General features: G+C 69.7%; 19 protein-coding genes. 13 read left to right on the plus strand and 6 right to left on the minus strand.

Annotation, left to right across the window (positions count from 1 at the left end):
• Positions 1–8: 8 nt before the first annotated feature.
• The gene (locus ACIPLC_RS15335; RefSeq protein ID WP_400473452.1) at positions 9–1,328 is read left to right on the plus strand and encodes a helix-turn-helix domain-containing protein; all 1,320 of its coding nucleotides are present in this window, start codon (positions 9–11) and stop codon (positions 1,326–1,328) included.
• On the opposite strand, the gene ACIPLC_RS15340 is transcribed toward ACIPLC_RS15335, so the two are convergent.
• The 3 genes from ACIPLC_RS15340 to ACIPLC_RS15350 all read right to left on the minus strand — a co-directional run bounded on the left by ACIPLC_RS15340 (position 1,306) and on the right by ACIPLC_RS15350 (position 5,233).
• On the minus strand, positions 1,306–3,081 hold the full coding sequence (locus ACIPLC_RS15340) for an alpha/beta hydrolase family protein (RefSeq protein ID WP_400473453.1): 1,776 nt from the start codon (positions 3,079–3,081) through the stop codon (positions 1,306–1,308). The genes ACIPLC_RS15335 and ACIPLC_RS15340 overlap by 23 nt on opposite strands.
• Before the next feature lie 132 nt (positions 3,082–3,213).
• On the minus strand, positions 3,214–3,897 hold the full coding sequence (locus ACIPLC_RS15345) for a RibD family protein (protein ID WP_400473454.1): 684 nt from the start codon (positions 3,895–3,897) through the stop codon (positions 3,214–3,216).
• A gap of 40 nt (positions 3,898–3,937) precedes the next feature.
• The gene (locus tag ACIPLC_RS15350; protein ID WP_400473573.1) at positions 3,938–5,233 is read right to left on the minus strand and encodes a DNA-binding protein; all 1,296 of its coding nucleotides are present in this window, start codon (positions 5,231–5,233) and stop codon (positions 3,938–3,940) included.
• Between ACIPLC_RS15350 and ACIPLC_RS15355 the strand changes: the two genes are divergently transcribed.
• The 7 genes from ACIPLC_RS15355 (at position 5,139) to ACIPLC_RS15385 (ending at position 10,098) form a co-directional block, all read left to right on the plus strand.
• Positions 5,139–5,342, plus strand: a complete 204-nt coding sequence (locus ACIPLC_RS15355) for a hypothetical protein (RefSeq protein WP_400473580.1) — start codon at positions 5,139–5,141, stop codon at positions 5,340–5,342. The two genes, ACIPLC_RS15350 and ACIPLC_RS15355, sit on opposite strands and share 95 nt — an antisense overlap.
• A 145-nt stretch (positions 5,343–5,487) precedes the next feature.
• Entirely contained in the window at positions 5,488–5,616 is a 129-nt protein-coding gene (locus tag ACIPLC_RS15360; protein ID WP_400473455.1) for a hypothetical protein, read from the plus strand.
• A 13-nt stretch (positions 5,617–5,629) separates the two neighbouring features.
• On the plus strand, positions 5,630–6,820 hold the full coding sequence (locus ACIPLC_RS15365) for a cupin domain-containing protein (protein ID WP_400473456.1): 1,191 nt from the start codon (positions 5,630–5,632) through the stop codon (positions 6,818–6,820).
• Positions 6,817–7,662 (plus strand): aldo/keto reductase, encoded by an 846-nt coding sequence (locus ACIPLC_RS15370; protein WP_400473457.1) that lies wholly within the window; start codon positions 6,817–6,819, stop codon positions 7,660–7,662. The genes ACIPLC_RS15365 and ACIPLC_RS15370 overlap by 4 nt, the downstream gene beginning before the upstream one ends.
• Positions 7,643–8,491, plus strand: a complete 849-nt coding sequence (locus ACIPLC_RS15375; protein WP_400473458.1) for a hypothetical protein — start codon at positions 7,643–7,645, stop codon at positions 8,489–8,491. Before ACIPLC_RS15370 ends, ACIPLC_RS15375 begins: the two co-directional genes overlap by 20 nt.
• A 3-nt stretch (positions 8,492–8,494) precedes the next feature.
• Complete coding sequence (locus ACIPLC_RS15380; protein ID WP_400473459.1) at positions 8,495–9,325, plus strand: hypothetical protein; 831 nt, start codon at positions 8,495–8,497, stop codon at positions 9,323–9,325.
• Positions 9,326–9,378: 53 nt separating this feature from the next.
• Entirely contained in the window at positions 9,379–10,098 is a 720-nt protein-coding gene (locus tag ACIPLC_RS15385; RefSeq protein ID WP_400473460.1) for a class I SAM-dependent methyltransferase, read from the plus strand.
• Positions 10,099–10,165: 67 nt separating this feature from the next.
• Here the strand turns inward: ACIPLC_RS15385 and ACIPLC_RS15390 are convergent, their stop codons facing one another.
• The 3 genes from ACIPLC_RS15390 to ACIPLC_RS15400 are packed head-to-tail and all read right to left on the minus strand — an operon-like array spanning position 10,166 to position 11,573.
• On the minus strand, positions 10,166–10,471 hold the full coding sequence (locus ACIPLC_RS15390) for a DUF397 domain-containing protein (RefSeq protein ID WP_400473461.1): 306 nt from the start codon (positions 10,469–10,471) through the stop codon (positions 10,166–10,168).
• Positions 10,468–10,686: a DUF397 domain-containing protein gene (locus tag ACIPLC_RS15395; protein WP_360330668.1), complete on the minus strand. Its 219-nt coding sequence runs from the start codon at positions 10,684–10,686 to the stop codon at positions 10,468–10,470. Before ACIPLC_RS15395 ends, ACIPLC_RS15390 begins: the two co-directional genes overlap by 4 nt.
• Positions 10,687–10,694: 8 nt before the next feature.
• Positions 10,695–11,573, minus strand: coding sequence for a helix-turn-helix domain-containing protein (locus tag ACIPLC_RS15400; protein ID WP_400473462.1), 879 nt, complete (start codon positions 11,571–11,573; stop codon positions 10,695–10,697).
• A 493-nt stretch (positions 11,574–12,066) separates the two neighbouring features.
• Between ACIPLC_RS15400 and ACIPLC_RS15405 the strand changes: the two genes are divergently transcribed.
• From ACIPLC_RS15405 to ACIPLC_RS15425, 5 genes are all read left to right on the plus strand, one after another.
• Positions 12,067–12,387 carry an ATP-binding protein gene (locus ACIPLC_RS15405; RefSeq protein WP_400473463.1) on the plus strand — a complete coding sequence of 107 codons (321 nt, stop codon included), beginning with the start codon at positions 12,067–12,069 and terminating at the stop codon, positions 12,385–12,387.
• Positions 12,388–12,508: 121 nt separating this feature from the next.
• On the plus strand, positions 12,509–13,465 hold the full coding sequence (locus ACIPLC_RS15410) for a hypothetical protein (protein ID WP_400473464.1): 957 nt from the start codon (positions 12,509–12,511) through the stop codon (positions 13,463–13,465).
• Complete coding sequence (locus ACIPLC_RS15415; protein ID WP_400473465.1) at positions 13,462–14,889, plus strand: FAD-dependent oxidoreductase; 1,428 nt, start codon at positions 13,462–13,464, stop codon at positions 14,887–14,889. Before ACIPLC_RS15410 ends, ACIPLC_RS15415 begins: the two co-directional genes overlap by 4 nt.
• Positions 14,886–15,671, plus strand: coding sequence for a nucleotidyltransferase domain-containing protein (locus tag ACIPLC_RS15420; RefSeq protein WP_400473466.1), 786 nt, complete (start codon positions 14,886–14,888; stop codon positions 15,669–15,671). The genes ACIPLC_RS15415 and ACIPLC_RS15420 overlap by 4 nt, the downstream gene beginning before the upstream one ends.
• A complete protein-coding gene (locus ACIPLC_RS15425; RefSeq protein ID WP_400473467.1) occupies positions 15,668–16,783 on the plus strand; it encodes a radical SAM protein in 1,116 nt (371 codons plus the stop codon). The genes ACIPLC_RS15420 and ACIPLC_RS15425 overlap by 4 nt, the downstream gene beginning before the upstream one ends.
• The last annotated feature ends 8 nt before the right edge of the window (positions 16,784–16,791 follow it).

Genomic DNA, 16,791 nt, shown 5'->3' on the forward strand with positions numbered 1-16,791 from the left:
ATCAGCCGATGGCGGTCAAGAGACGCACCGAACTGGCCCTGCAGCGAGCGGCGGCCGGCCATTCACAGGAGACGCTTGCGGCCGCGATGGGTGTCGAGCGAACCACAGTGGCGCGCTGGGAGCAGGGCAAGGCTGAGCCGCGGCCCTGGCAGCGCCCCAGGCTCGCAGAGCTGCTGACCATCGCGGCTGCAGAGCTCGACCGGCTGCTGCGGCTGGCCCGTGAGCAGGCGGCAGCGAAGTCCTCTGCCGTATCTGCGAGTCAGACAGAGTCCCAACCGGGCGGCGATCCCCTGCCGGACGGTGGTGCTGCACACCTCCTCACGATGGACCTGGTAATCGGCGACTGGGCAGCGGCAAGCTCGGCAGGCCACGGGGCCGGGGGCACGCCGTGGGTCACCGGCGAGGAAATCGGCGTCGCCGAGGGCATGCTCGCCATGTTTCGTCAGCTCGACCACACCCACGGCGCCCGCCACTACACCGGACAGGTGCGCCAGTACATCGACACCGAACTCGCCGCGATGCTCCGCCGCCCCGCCGCTAACGGCGAGGCCGCCCGGCGCCGTGCCATGCTCGCCGCGGGATTCTGCGAACTCGCGGGCTACCAGGCCGTCGACACCGGGAACCCGGTTCGCGCTCAGGAGTACTATCAGCGCGCCCTTTCCCTCACCGCCACCACCGACACGGCATACGGCGCCTACCTGGTCGCCGTGAACTGCGCACACCTCGCACTGCACTGTGGACAGCCGGAGGTCGCCCTGCGCTGGGCCTCCTCAGCCCGAGCCGCAGCCGGCACCGCCGCCAGCCCCTCCACCCGGGCGGCTATCACCGCCGTCCTCGCCCGCGCGAACGCCCGCATGCAACGCGAACCCGAGGCGACCCGGGAGATCCGGCAAGCCGAGGAACTTCTCGACGCCGCAGACGGCGACGAACCTGCCTGGATCGGGTACTTCACCCACGCCTACCTGGCCGACGAGATCGCACACTGCCTCCACGATCTCGGCCGCGCACCCGCCGCGAGGACCCAGCTGACAGACGCCCTCCAAGGCGTTGGCAAGGACAAGGTCCGCCGGCGCGCCATCGACGCCGCGTTGCTCGCCGCCACCTGGCTGCGCACCGGAGACCTCGATCAGGCGTGCGCGGCTGGCCGGGAAGCGGTCACGTACGCGGCCAGAACCGGCTCCGGCCGGTGTATCGACCGTGTGGCGGGCATCCTCGTCGACCTGCAGGCCCACGCCGACTACGCGCCCGTGCGCGACCTGCGGGAGTTCACGCGTGCGGTGCTGCCCGAGGCCGACAGCGTCGCCATCACCCTGTCCCGTGGCGCATGATGCGCTGGTAGAAGGCGAGTTCGGCGGCGAGTGCCTGCTCCCGTGACGCGGGGTCCGACAGGTAGTGGTCACCGCCTTCAAGGAACAGGCGCTCGTGGCCTTGGTCCCTGGCGAACAGAGCGTCGGCGAAGTGCCTCGCGTCATCGGCGGAGGTGATCGTGTCGGCGGTGCCGTGGATCACCAGGACAGGAACCCGGACGTCGTCGGTCGCCACCGCGCCCGTAGGCCCGCGCAGCACCGCGGCGTGCGGACGCTGGAACGGCGGCACGGACTTCTCCCATCGGGCCGGGTCGATGATCGCCGACGTGGCCGTAGCCGCGCGGAAGGGACCAGGGCGGCACGCGGAACGGAGCGCGGTGTACCCGCCAGCGCTGGCGCCGCTGATGAACAGGGCTCCGGGCCGTGCGACGCCGGCGGCGAGGAGATGCTCGCCGGCAGCGGCGCAGTCCTCGGCGTCGTACTCACCCCAATGACCGTGCAGCGACTGCCGGAAGTTCCGTCCCTGTCCTGTGCTGCCCCGGTACAGGACCTCGGCGACCGCGAAGCCGTGGCTGACGAAGAACTGCGTCGTCCAGTCCAGCCGCAGGGGGACATCGTCGGTGGGCCCGGGGTGAGCTCGGACGATCAGCGGCGCCGACCCGGTACCGTCCGGGCGGTGCAGCAGGAAGCGCAGCGGCCCGCCGGCCGTCTCCACGACCTCCACCGAGGGCGCTGGAACCGTCCAAGGTGATGGGGATGACAGGTCCGGTGCCGCCGGGCGGGCGCGGCCGTCCGATCCAGCCGCGAGGCCGACCAGCCAGATCGCGGGGGAACTGCTTGCCGTGGAGCCGATCACTGCCGCAGCGGCTTCTGTCGCGGCGACGTAGGGCTTTATCGAAGTGAGGTTCGAGCCTATGCGGCGCCGGTCGGCCCCATTGACGAGGAGCAGCTCGGTGACGATCCCGTCTGTGGCGGTCAGCACGATCTCACCGTGGGGTGTGAAGCCGTACGACTGGTAGCCGCCCTCCCACGGCGCGGGGGCGCAGTCCGCGTCGACCGGGGCGACTGCCTCCGCCATGCCGTTCCACTGGTACAGGTTCCACCAGCCGGTGCGGTCGGACATGAAGTGCAGGCGGCCGTCCGGCCCCCAGGACGGCTGCGTCACGGACTCCTGCCGGCCGCCTGCCACGACCACGTTCGGTGTTGCGGTGCCGGGTTGGACGGCTGCCAGCAGCAGACGAGAGGCGTCCCAGGGCATCTGATCGCGGTCCCACACCAGGTAGGCCAGTCGGCCCTGTGCAAGCCGCGGGCTGGCCAGGAACCCGGAGGAGCGGACGAGGACCTCGATGTGCCCCGTCCTGGAGACGGAGACGATCTCGTCGGCCGCGTCGTCACCACGGACGGCCAGCAGAAGCCCGTCCCAGGACAGCGCGAGGTCCCCGTACTGAACCCCGTCGTCGCCGGGTGCGACGCACACCGCGGTGCCGCCAGTAGGAAGGTGGAAGAGGGAGCCGCCGGAAACGAACCACACACCGTCCGGCGCCACCACGAAACTGCCGCCGCCGTAGGCGTGGAGCCGGCTACCGATTGGGAACTCCGGCGTCGTCACCGGCAGGGTCGACCCGGCGAACCTGCGCATGAGTCGCTGGCGGCCGTCGTTGTCGGGATCGGACTGCAGCCACCACAGCGCGCCCTGTGCGAACCGGAGTTCGTCATAGGACACCGCGGTCTGGGCCACCCACGCGGGCGCCAGCCCGGTGCGGTCGTCGGTCATGCGGTGCAGTCCTCCCGGCATCGCCACTGGCGTGCCCGCAGACTACCGGGCCGGCTCTGGCCGGGACGAACCCGCCGTCCACAGCGGAGGGGCCCATACCCGGCACGTGGCGGCACCGGCCCGGTAAAAGGGTCAGCCAGCCTCGGTCTTGGGCGCGTAGCGCAGCACCACCACGTCGCCGACCTGCTCCGACCCGAGCAGGCGCATCCGCTGACTGCTGCCACCGGGGTAGTCGGCAGGGTGGAGAAAGCGGGGTGCTGCGGCGTCGCCGACAAGCAGCGGCGCGATGGCGAGGTGGATTTCGTCTGCCAGGCCCTGGGAGAGGAACTGGGTGTGGATCTGCCCGCCTCCCTCGACCATGAGGCGCTCGACGCCCCGGGAGGCGAGGTCGTCGAGCAGTGCGCCGAAGTCGACGCTCTCGCCGGTGCTGACGATGTCGGTCAGGCCGTCGAGTTCCTCGCGGAGCTTGGGCGCGGCGGCGTCGGTGGTGTAGACGACCTTCTTGTCACCGAAGTGCCAGAACTTGAGGTCGCGGCTCAGGTCACCGCTGGCGGAGATGGTGACCTTAAGCGGATACTCCGGCTTCCCGCCAGCGATGCGGTCGGCGCGGCGCTTCTCGCTGTTCACGAGAAGCCTCGGGTTGTCGCTGCGCAGGGTGTTGCCGCCGATGAGGATGGCGTCGGACTCCGCCCGGACCTGGTCGACACGGTCGAAGTCGGCCTCGTTCGAGAGTAGGAGGCGCTGCGGCGAGGTGTCATCGATGTGGCCGTCGACGGAGGTGGCGACGCTGAGCAGGACGAAGGGGCGGGTGGCCATTGCGTGTGGTCCGTTCTCTCGGTGGTACGGGCTGTGGTGATCACACTTCATGGAGGAGAAGGCTGTCGAGGGCGTGCCGGAACTGCTTCACCTCGGGGACTCGCCTGCATCGTTGCAGCAGTGCATCGAGCGCGGCCAGCTCGGTGATGATCCGGGCGGAGCCGGTGGTGGAGCCGATGGCCAGCGCCGCCAGGCCGGTTGCCGCGGCCTGCTCAGGGCCGTTGACGGTGACCTGGGAGATGGCCGAGCGGGCGAGGTAGACGCCGCGGTCGCGGCGGAAGTTGGGCGGCAGCGCCCGGATCGCCTGGTCGAAGCCAGCCACCGCCTCGTGATGGCGGCCGAGCAGCGAGAGCGAGCGAGCACGCTGGGCCTCCACGTACGCGGTGTCGAGCCACCGGCCGCGGCCGACCGGAGCCTCGGATGGGTCGGCGAGCATCGCGAGCGCGCGGTCGTAGGTGTGCTGGGCACTCCGCTCGTCACCGAGAAGCGCGTGGCCGTGGGCGCCGTAGACGGCGCCCATCGCGCTCAGCCGGCTTCCGGGGCGGGCTAGGCGCTGGGCGTAGTCTGCGAGGTCGATGGTGTCGGTGGACTCGCGCATATCGCCGGCGAGTTGGGCCTTCCTGGCGGTGATGTAGGCGCTCAGGTCGTGGTCGCCGCAGGCGCCCGCCCAGTCGCTCGCGCGGTCGGCCCAGTACTGGGCGGCCTGGTGGTCGCCGCCGTCCTGGTGTAGCCAGCTGCAGAACTCCGCGTACTCGGCGAGGACTTGCAGCAGGGCACGGCGGTCCTGGCCGGAGGCATCCCGGCGGAGGTCCTGGATCAGCCGGATGTGCTCCTGGGCCGTGGCCACGACCTCGCGCGGCCCGAGGACGTTGTCGCACTCAACGAGGGACCGGCGCAGTGCCCGCAGGTCCTCGACCGGGTGAAGGCCGCCGGTGAGAACGGCTGGTAGAGCCTGTACCACGGGCACCACGAGTCCGGACGGGCGCGAGAGCCCGGAGGATGCCGATGCACCCTGCGTCAACGCCTGGCGCGGCAGGGTGACGAAGACGATCCTGCCGTCTGTCGACCGGCAGCCGACCCGCACGCCGCCGTCCATGAGCGCCATCGTGGCAGCCCCGCGCCCCGCAGCCGAGTCGGCTGTCCAGCCGGTCCCCTCTCGATCTCGGGCGTCCGCCGTGGGTTCACCGCCTCGCCCAGGGGCCGGGGAGGCAGCCAAGGCAGCGGCAAGGTCTTCCTGGCCGATGCCCAGCAAGTCGGCCAGCTTGCCCATCTGCCACGGCCGGGGCGAGTACTCTCCCCGCTCCCACCGGCTGGCCGTCGAGCGCTCGACGTTCATGGCTGCGGCCAGCGACTCCTGGGTGAAGCCGGCCTTCCGCCGAAGCTCGATGAACCGCTCGCGCCGCACCCCCACCATCCGCCCCCTTGACGCGCGGAACTCGTCCTGACCGCGAAGTTTCCTGCTCAGCAGCCGGTTTGCCGCACAGATGCCTCATCAACGCCTCAATTCTGCTCTGTTCGGATGCACTGCGCAGCGATTCCCTGGTGATTGCCGGAAGGCCCGGTGAGCACCAAGGAAGAAAGGCCAACCGCATGGACGACTCCGTGACGGCCGACGACGAGGGCGTGCTGGTCGCCGTCCGCAGCATCCGGGCGGCGCGTTCGCGGGCCGACGTGCCGTCCGACAACACCGGCGGCCGGTCCGACCAGAACGACACCTGAGAGACCGCCCACGATGCCTGAGACCGCCTCATGGGCGGCGCGCCTGGGTGGGGACCAGTTCCTCACCCAGGCGCTGCACCGCTCCTATGCTGTGTTCCCCGCAGAGGACGCCGACACCGCTACCCTCCTGTCCTGGGACGATCTGAACTCGATCCTCGCCACCCACCGCCTCGACCCGCCGCGGCTACGGCTGTCGAAGGACGGGCAGGCTGTCCCGGTGGGCTGGTACTCGACCCCGAGCACCAACCGGCGCGGGGTGGCCTGGAACCGGCTGCACCCCGCCCAACTCCACGCCCAGCTCGCCGAAGGCGCCTCCCTCGTCGTGGACGCGATCGACGAGATCCACCCGCCGATCCGTGCCGCCGCCGACGCGCTGGAGCGCTTCATCGGCACGCCGGTGCAGACCAACGCGTACGCCTCGTGGACAGAGCAGGAGGGCTTCGGCCGGCATTGGGACGACCACGCGGTGGTCGTGGTCCAGCAGTACGGGGCGAAGCGCTGGCGGCTGTGGGAACCGACCCGGCAGGCCCCGACCTTCCGCGACGTGGAATCCCCGGAGGAACCCGAGGGCGAACCGGTTGCGGACTTCGTCCTCCACTCGGGCGACATCCTGTACCTGCCGCGCGGCTGGTGGCACAGCGTCACTGCTGATCAGGGCAGTGAGTCGCTGCACCTCACCTTCGGACTCGTCGCCCAGACCGGCGCCACGCTCCTGGGCTGGCTGGTGGATGAGCTGCACGAGAGCGCGGCCGTACGGACGGACGTCCCACTCCACGCCTCGGCGACCGAGAAGGCCGCCTACCTGGCCGATCTGCGGACCGCGGTGCTCACTGCACTGTCGAACCCCGACCTGATCGACCGCTGGGCCTGGTCCACCGGTACCACCCACTTCGGCCGCCCGGCCCCGTCTCTGCCCTTCGTGAACGCGGTTCCCCCGGACAGGGAGGTCACGGTCCAGATCACCGCCGCGCGCGCCGAACTCACCAGCAGCCCGGGTACCGGGACCGTCACGCTGTCCGCCGCCGGCACCGCGTGGGACTTCGCAGAACGTGCCGTCCCCGCACTGCAGATCCTCCTGACCGGGGATACCGCCAGCATCGGGGATCTCGCCGACGCCGCAGGGCTGGAGGCCAAGGAGGTGGCCGACGTCTTGACCGCCCTCATCCGGGGTCAGGCCCTCGCCGTCGTCGAGGCAAGCCGATGAGCCCGGATCTCGGCCTGGGGACCTACCGGGTGCGCGCCGTCGGCGAAGCGGCGCGCACCGCCCTCACGGCCGGGGCGAAGTGGATCGACACCGCCCCCAACTACGGCCACGGCCGGGCACACCACGACCTCGCCCCGGTGCTCGCCGAGCACCCGACCGCCAAGGTAACGACGAAGACCGGCTTCTATCCGGACGGCCGCCACAGCATCGCCCCCGTGGACGTCCGCGCTCAGACCGAGGAGTCGCTCGCGGCCCTCGGCCGTGCCGACATCGTCTTCGTCCACAACCCCGAACGATCTGACCACGACCGGCAGCAGCTGCATCACAGCCTCCGCGCCGCGTTCGCCGTGCTGGAGGAGTTTGCGCAGGCCGGCCGCATCGGGGGGTACGGCGTGGCCACCTGGGCCGGCTTCACCAACCAGGCGTTCACCGTCGCCGAACTGATCGCGCTGGCCGGTGAAGCGGGCGGGTCGCCGAACCACCACCTCGCTGGCATCCAGCTGCCGGTCAGCCTCGTCATGGCCGAGCCCATCGCCCAGGCCCTCGACGGAGCCGGGCCACTCGTCCACGCACGCGACGCCGGGATCGTGACGTTCGCTTCCGCGCCCCTGCACGGAGGCGAACTGCCGGGCCTGATGACCCCCGAACTAGTGAACCTCATCCAGCCCGGATCGACCCCGCACACCGCCGCATTCCAGCTCATCGGCGCCTGCCCCGCGCTGGACGTCGTCCTCACCTCGACCAGCGCCCTCCAGCACTGGGAGGATTCCCGGGACGCTCTCGCCCAGCCGATCCCCGACGCACGACTCAGGACGGTGCTCGATGCCCTTTCAGCCGGATGACGACACCCGGCACGACCTGACGGCAGCGCACCAGAAGGCCGCCGGATTCCTCAACCTGGTGTGCACCGGACCGCCGGTGTTCGGCACCTCCGGAACCACTATCGGCCGCCGGGCCGAGAACGTCTGGCTCCGGGTCTCCAGAAGCAGCCGCCTCCGGGCGCCCCGGCCGACCGGGCAGGGCGCCCTCGGCGCAGAACAGCTCGTCCCCGCCTCCGTGCCGCGCCCCCGGCTCCACGACACCGTTGACTGGACGGAGGCCGGCTGGTTCTACCAGGCCGATGTCTTCGACCTGGTAGGTTCCGCGGTCTCCTCGACCCCGGACCTCCGCGATGACCCCGGCTTGGACGATGGCTGGTGGACCGGGCTGCGGAACGCGCTGGCCGCCATTGCGGAAGCACCGGGCACGAAGATCACGCTGCGCCAGGCGTGGGTCGAAGAGGTCTTCCCGAAGTACCTCGGCATCCCGGCCCCGGCCGACGTCGAGCGGACCACCGGGCACGGTGATCTCCAGTGGGCCAACCTGACCGCCCGGCCGCTCAGGATCCTCGACTGGGAGCGCTGGGGCCTGGTGCCGGTTGGTTACGACCCTGCGGTCCTGTGGGTCAGCAGCCTCCTCGTGCCCACGGTTGCGGACCGCATCCGCACGGAGTTCGCCGACATCCTCGACACTCCGGCCGGACGCGTCGGTCAGCTCATCGCTATCGCGGAGATGCTCCAGGCCGTTGACCGCGGGTACTACCCGGAACTCGCCCCTCTCCTCACTGACCTGGCACGTGAACTGACCGGTGTCATCCCACCGCAGGGCACCGACGCCGGCCTCGTCCGGTAGACGGTGGACCTCCGGCAGGAGCCCGTCGATCACGTCCTGGACCAGGTGGAGCAGCGCCTCGGCACGAGGCTGGACCGGCGCAGCGTCGCGCGCAAGCGCCGGACGGTCGGAGCCGGCACCGACCGCGGCAGCTGGACCCGGGTCGAACGCCGCCCCTGGGCGCGGGCTCGGGAACAGGGCTGGGGCGGATTCGAAGCCGCAGCGGTGTTGGCCGGCGTGGCGATGCCACGCTGGTACGGGTCGGCGACGTGGCAGGACCCGGACGACGGGGCGATCTGGCACGTGGACGAGACCTCGCTGCTGCCGGAGTTCGCGGTGGGGGCCGCGGTGGTGACCGTGGACCCGGAACTACCGGATGAGTGGTGGTGCTCGCTGAACGCCTCGTTGGCAGCACTGGCCGTTCAGCACACAGCCCGGGTGGCGGCCCCGGACACCGAACGAGTCACGCAGCAGCTGGTCGACGACACAATCAAGGCCGCCTTCCCCGGAGCGCACGAAACTCGGGTGGACCAGTGGTGTCCTGCTCACGCCGACCTGAACTGGGCGAACGTCACCGGCCCTGGTGATTTCTGCATGTTCGACTGGGAGGACTGGGGAATGGCCCCACGAGGACTCGACTCGGCGTCGCTGTACGCTGCGTCCCTCGCCGTACCGGCACTCGCGGAAAGAGTCAGGCGGGAGCGCCGGGCAGACCTTGAGAGCCGGGACGGGACGCTGATGCAGCTGTTCGTGCTGGCGAAGATCGTCGGACCTCACGCCCGTCCGAACGACCCGCGAGTGGAGCCCGCGCAGCGCGAGGCCGCGCGACTGATCCGGACTCTTCAAGCGAGCTGAACGTTAGCCGTACTGCTACTGCACCATCGTCACCGAACTGGGAAGGAGCAGGCATGGACCCCACCACGCGTCCTCCGGGTGGTCACGACGCCGAGGCCATCGCGAGCGCGAAGGAGCGAGGCTGGCGGGATCTGGCGCCCATCGACGACGCGTACCAGGCCGGCGAGATCACGGCGTTCGAGTGGCACTCCGCCGTCCTGGACGTCATCGAACCGGCCTACCTCAACGGCGACAACCCGCGGGCCCAGTCCGGCCACAGCGGCGACGAGACCCGCTGGCGAGAAGCCCGCAGCCTGCTCGTCGACCTGCTCCCGCCCCACGGCGGGACGTTCCTCGACATCGGATGCGCCAACGGCCACCTGATGGAGAGCCTGACCGACTGGGCGGCTGAAACAGGGATCACCATCGAGCCCTACGGAGTGGAGATCTCCACAGCCCTCGCCGACATCGCTCGAACCCGCTGCCCGAAGTGGGCGCATCGGATCTGGACCGCCAACGCGATGGGCTGGAAGCCTCCACATCGCTTCGACGCCGTCCGCACCGGCCTGGACTACGTGCCGACTGACCTGCGTGGAGCGTACGTAGCCCATCTGCTGGACCATGTCGTCGCCCCTGGCGGCCGGCTGATCATCGGTGTCTACAACGAGGAACGAGACCAGACCACAACACAGGACCTGCTGCGGTCCTGCGGCTACACCCCGGCCGGTACCATCACAAGAGAGCACCGGCACCCCGAGATCCAGTACAAGGGTCTATGGCTGGCCAGCGCTTGAGTATGCGTCTTCGCCGCCGGCACCGGGGCGTGCGGTTCCCCGGTGCTCTGACGGGCAGCGCGCTTCCTCAGCAGGCCGAAACTGTCGGCGAAGCGCCAGCCATCGCAAGTAGGGCCGGCACTGAGGCCAGCCCCATATCGGAGTCGAACTCGCCGTCAGCGAGCCCCAGCAGGAACGCCCGCCACTCCTTGGCGTCGTATCGCAGGATGGTGCCCTCTGGATTGGCCGAGTGCCGAAGGGCCACGGCGCCCTCCGGGAGGTACGCCAGTTCCAGGCGGTCGGCGGGATTGCCGCCGGGGGCCGCCAGCCATACTGCGGTGCTGAGGTCGAGGGCGTAGAGGGCTGCCTTGGCGGTGCCTGCGGGGTGGCTCATACCTCGACCAGCTCGCCGGCGAGGAGGGCCGTGGCGAAGTTCTGCATCGACCGGTTGCTGGTCCTGATCGGTTTGATCTGGAGGTTCTTCGAGTCGCGGATGGCGACAGCCGGGAGCGTAGGGACGGGTGCAAGCTCCACGCACTGGCCGTTGTTCGCGGTGTACGTGCTCTTGTGCCAGTCGGCTCCGGTGAGAGGGGCTGCGTACAGCTCCATTGTGTTGATCATTCTGATGCCAGTTTTCTCTCGGTCTGCTCGATCAGTTCGAGGCTCAAGTCGACGCTGAGGGCTGCGTCGGCGAGATAGGTGGATAGGCGATGGAGACGCCGCAGACCCAGTGCATCGTCGATGAAGACGCTACCAGTCACGGCCTCCACGAACGCGGCTTCCGGGGCCTTCTGCCCTTCGTTCGTGAAGGTGTTGAACGCCCCGGTCAACGTGCCCTCTTCGCCCTTGGCGAAGGGGATCACGCGGAGATCAACGTGGGGTTGCGCCATCGCCGCGCGGAGATGGCGCAGCTGCGCGGCTTGGACGGCGGGGCCGCCCACGTGGAATTCGAGGGCGGCCTGGGTGATCACGCCGGAGAACCGCAGCGGCTCGGCCTCGTGCTGGATCCGGCGCTGGCGACGCATCTTGACCTCGACGAGGCTGTCGATCTGGTCGGGGCCCAGGGCGGCGAAGCCAACACCGGTGACCGCACGGGCGTAGTCCTCGGTTTGCAGCAGGGAGGGGATGTAGACGATTTGGTAGTCGAAGATGGCAGCCGCCTCGTGCTCATGGCGGATGAACTCGACGTATCGCGAGCTGAGGACATCGGCGTAGGAGTCCCACCACATGCTGGTCCGTTTCCGGCCGCGTTTGAACAGCGCCTCCAGGTGGCCGCGTTCGGTGTCGGGAACCTGGAACAGCTCCATCAGGGCGTCGAAGTCGTCGGGGGTGGCACTGCGCTGTCCGGTCTCGATCCGGGTGACCTTGGAGACGCTGCACCCGAGGACAACCGCGACGTCTGCGGCTGTGTGGTCGCGGTCTTCGCGCCGGCGCCGGATGTCGGCCCCGAACTGCCGACGTGCGGTGGCCGGGCTGCTGGGGATCGTCGCTGTCATCTGCTCCCCTTCGAAGTCGACGCTTATCTGTCCCGTCAGAGTAGGGCACCCCCACCCAGTCGCGGACAGTCTAGGTGGACATTGCCAGGCACATGACTCGGGTCAGGACTGGCAATTTGCCAGTCACATGCTTGACGAGATGTCACTGAGCGCGAGACGCTAGCGATGTGACGCGGTGCAGTCCGAGAACTCCGGATCGCAATCGCTGTCTGCTTGCGGCGGAGAGCTCACGCCCGAACGCCGACCTCCAACCTTGGCACGAATGAACTGGGTTGTGAGCGACTCACGGCTGTCCTGAGTGTCCGGTACGTGTCCTCGGACCGCAGGCAGTCGCCGAGGTGTGCCTCACTTTGCTCCGCGACACGGACCTGCCGGTGATCGTTAATTGCCGACGACCGCAGCCCCGGGAGGGTTGATGTTCGTCTCTGAGGCCGAGCCCACCAGGCGGTACCACACGGTCCTGTCGGGCATCCAACCCTGCGACATCAGCGTCATGCGCACCATCGCCCGCCTCCACCTTCGACTCTGGGGCCGCGGAGACTTGGAGGAACTGGTTGTCTTGGGCGTGAGCGAGCTCCTCGCCAACGTCCTTCAGCACGCCGACTCGGACAGCTGTGAACTGCTCATGCTCGAGACCGAGCTCGGAGTCGTCGTCGAGGTCACTGATGACTGCGAGGCTCTCCCCGTGATCAACGGGCCGTCCGAGGACGGGACCAGTGGACGCGGGCTCTCCATGCTTTCGGCGCTGGCCGAGAGCCTCGAGTTCTGCCCTCTGCGCACAGGAAAGCGCATCCGCCTCACGCTGCTGAGGTAGGGGGCGCTCGCACCACCTCACCTCACGGGCGTCCAGCACTCTTGCCCTGGCCGCCCGCACACCCCGATACACCGAGGGCGCTTCCCGCCGGCGCCCGATTGCTGGAACTGAGGAGGTACTCATGGCCCAGACTGCTGATCCACCACGCGAAAACAGGATCAGCTCGGCAGCCGCCACAGGCCGGATCGCCTGGTGCGCCTTCAACGACACCACCACCCACTCGCTGAGGGAGCTGGGAGCAGCATTCCAGCAACTGGACGGCGCGGCCGGGATGGGCTCGATGACCGGGCTGCTACTGCGGACCTGCCACCGCGTCGAGTGGTACGAGGCCGAACCCGCGGCAGCTGCCGCCGCGGTGCTCCCGACCCCGCTCAGCCGGAGGCTCACCGGCCACGAGGCCGCTGCCTCCCGACTGGCCCGGATCGCCGCCGGCACGATGTCCCTGGTCCTCGGGGAGCAGTTCGTCTTCCAGCAGGTCCACGCGGCCTTCGAGCGGCTGCCCGTCAGCCACTTGCTCCGCCCGGTGGGCGCGGAGATACTCCTGCTCGCGACCCAGGCGCGGCGCCGGTTCGGCCTTCGGGCCCGGCTCGACTACCGCGACCTCGCCCGCACCCTCCTGGACGCGCCAGCCACGCACCCACGAAACCTGGTGGTCGTCGGGGGCGGCATGCTGGCGCAGGCCGTCGCGCGGGAACTTGGCGATGAGCGCCACGTCTTCCTCCTGACCCGCAGCCCCAAGAAGCTCCGCAGGCTCCTGAGGCCCGGGAACACCCGGCCGACCGTTCTGCGTATCACGGACCTGCCCGACACCGTACGGGACAGCGGCTTCGACCTGGTCCTCGCGACCTCCGGACTCACACCCGACTACCTCGACCATGTCGCCAGCCTTGCGGACGCCCCTGCCCGCTCGCTGGTCGTCGACCTATGCGCGACGCCCGTGCTGAACGGCCGCTCGAAATACCAGCACTTGCACCACCCGGCCGTCATCACCCTCATCGAGGAGGCCAACCGGCCGGCCGTCGAGGCCGCTCGCGCCGCCTCCTCCTGGATCGAGAACCACTATGGAGGCCACAGTTGACCACGATCGTCGACACGCTGGTGATCGGGGCGGGGCCGGCCGGGCTGGTCGCCGCCGACCGGCTCGCGGAAAGCGGAGCCCGGGTGCTGCTGGTCGATGCCGGCCGCCCGCACCGGCGCCGTACCTGCCCGGTGGACCTCATGCGCTCCTGCAACGGCTGCAAGGGCATCTGCAACGTGATCTCCGGTTTCGGCGGCTCCATCCACTACGGCGACGGGGTGAAGCTCTCCCAGTTCCCCAGCGGCCGGCGGCTGGCCGAACTCCTCGGCGCCGAACGGGCCGAAGCCGTCGCAGACCGGGCGATGCGGCGACTGTGCGGGGAGAGTCGGCCGGTGTTCCGCGGCGCCCTCCCCGCCCCTGGGCCGTTCAAGGTCAAGGACTACCCGGTGGCCTCGCTCAGCGCGTCGCAGGTCCGCTCGCTGATCGACCGGCTCCACCGCCGTATCACAACGGCGCCGGGCACCGAGTTACGGATGCAGACACAGGTCGCCTCCCTCAAGCCGCTCGGGCACGCGTGGCACGCCGAGGTCGCCGGGCTGGCCGGTCCCGGCGAGACCGTGCAGGCGAGTTCGGTGGTCGTCGCGGTCGGCCGGCGCGGCCAGCGCTGGTGGCGGCAGACCCTTCGGGGCCTCGGACTCTCGTACTCCGAGCCCGTTCCGTCCGTGGGCGTCCGCTTCGAGGCCCCGACCGCGCTCCTGCGGCGCGGGGCCGACATCCACGAGGACTTCAAGACCACCATCGTCACCAACGGCGTGAAGATCAAGACGTTCTGCTACTGCGCGGGCCCCGGCGGCGGCCGGATCAAGTTCACGGACTACGGCGACCACACCCTCCTCGACGGCCACGTCATCCCCGAAGCGCACACGGGTGGCACCGCGAACTTCGCCCTCCTCGCGCAGCTCCGCGCTCCTGACAGCAGCCCTCGAACCTCGGGCTGGGTCGAGGAGAACCTCCTCGTGCCCTACCGGGCGCTCAGGACCGACCGGCCGGGCAAGCCCGTCCTCCAGTGGTACCCCGACTTCCGCAGCCGCTCCCTCACCTGCACCGGTCTTGACCGCTTCGCCGAGCTCAGCGGCTTCCACCCCTCGCTGCGCGACTACCAGGTGGCCGATCTCGCGGGCATCCTGCCCCGCGACGTCCACAGCGCCCTGTGCAGCGCCTTCGAAGACCTGATGGCCTACTTCACCGGCACCGCCATGAGCGACCCCACCGCCGCCGAAGTCGCCGTGATCGGGCTCGAACTGGAAAACCTGTGGGACGAGTTGACGCTCACCGACTGCCTGGAGACCACGGCTCCCGGTCTGTACGCGGCCGGTGACTGCACTGGACTGGCCCAGGGCATCCTGCAGGCCGCGGTCGGCGGCCTCGTCGTGGCCGAGGCCATCACCGCCGGCCCCGGCCGCACCACCGGGCAGGCGGCATGAGCAGCACCCAAGCCATTGCGGAGGCAGGCCGCGCGGCCGTCGAGACCTTTGGTGCCAACCTCTTGTGCTCGTTCGTCGGGGGCTCGTACGCGCGCGGCACCAACAAGCCGACCAGCGACATCGACCTGTTCGTCATCACCGCCCGCAGTGACCACGACCGCGAGCGGCAGTTCGCCGAGCGCCTGCGCACCGTGCACCGCATCGCCGGCCTCGACTTCGACCACTGCGGCGAAGTCCTCACCCTCGACACCCTGAATACTCTGCTGGACTTCACCGAAACCTGCATTGAGGCCGTGCCTGCGGTTCAGCGATCCGCCTGCTACCTCGCCGACTGCCCGCTGTCGGTGTTCCGCAAGGGTGACGTCGTCTTCAAGTTCCTCAGCGACCCGAAGACCGCCGTCCACGACCCCGCCGGCCTGCTTCCGGCGCTCGAAGCCCGGGCGGCGGCTTACTTCTCCGCCTGGCCGATGCCCCGAATCCAGCAGCACAAGGGCCGGCTGCGCCTGCCTCCCGGCAGTCCGCAGCAGCAGCTCGCCGACCGGTGGGAGTCCCTAGCCAGCACCGACGCCTGGGCCGACACCCCTGTGGGAATCGGCCTGGAGCGCTGGTTCGGGACCGAGCTGTCGGCCCGCGCCGAAGTCCTGCACCCGGGTAGCCCTGTCGCCCAGCCACCCCCGGACGGCACCGCCTGCCCGCTGCCCTCCGCCGCCCACGTCCTCGCCGCACCACTGACCGCCCAGTGCCTCGCCTTCCTCCACTCTGAACCGGAAGGACACCGATGACCACCGTCCCGCTCGGTATGCCCACCACGCGCCTGCCGATCTACCGCCAGACCCGCGAACGATTCGTCTTCCTCTACCCCACCACCGCCTGCGGCCTGCGCTGCAAGACCTGCTATGTGGGCAACGAGCGCCTCAACGCCGCCAACACGATGAGCGTCGAGCAGGCCGTCAAGGTCATGGACTACTTCCGGATCACCGGAGGCCACGACAAGCTCTATCTCCTCGGCGGCGAGCCCACCCTGCACCCCGAACTGCCCGCCATCGTCGCCGCCGGCCGCGAGCGCGGCTACCAGGTCACCATCAGCAGCAACGGCGACTTCGACGACGCCCTGTTCGACAAGATCCCCCCGACCACCCTGAACAGCTTCAACTTCTCCCTGGAGTCCGCCGACCCGCTCATCCACCGCAAGATCCGCGGCAACCCCACCAACTACGACAAGGTCGTCCACCACATCGCCCGGGCACGCGAACTCGGCTACCAGGTCCGCGTGATGTGCACCGTCTCGCAGACCAACCGCGAAGACGTCCTCGACCTCATCCCCTTCCTCGCAGAACTCGGCGCCCACACCCTCAGCTTCCACAACCTCGGCAAAACCGGCAACGGAGGCCGCTTCCTCCAACCGCTCAGCCCCACCGAGTGGATGGACTTCTGCGCCGAGATCGAAGCCTTCCCGCCCGAGCCGCGTCTGGCGGTCTACTACCCGCCGACCTTCGTCAAGGCCGACACCCAGCAGACCTGGTTCGACCGCGGATACCCGGGCTGCCCCGCCCGCACTCTCGACCGCCCGCACGTCTACCCTGACGGCACCGTCTTCGCCTGCCCTGTCTTCATGGACGACGGCCGGCACTACGCCACCTTCGACGGCGACCGGCTCGTCCTGAACCCCGACCCGAACAACGAACTCAACGCCTACCTCACCGCCGACCCGGTGTGCACCGGATGCCCCAAGACGGACACCTGTGGCGGCGGCTGCCCCGCGTACTCCCAGATCCCCGCCTACAAGGACCACGGCTTCTACTCCTGCGACCGCGACACCACCCCGCTGTGCATCCTGTGGACCGTCTCGGCCTGGGGCGCCCGCGAAGCCGACTCGCTGCACGCCCTGCGCTGACAAGGGAG

This window comes from Kitasatospora sp. NPDC086801 (genome assembly GCF_044745805.1).
Classification (GTDB): Bacteria; Actinomycetota; Actinomycetes; order Streptomycetales; family Streptomycetaceae; genus Kitasatospora.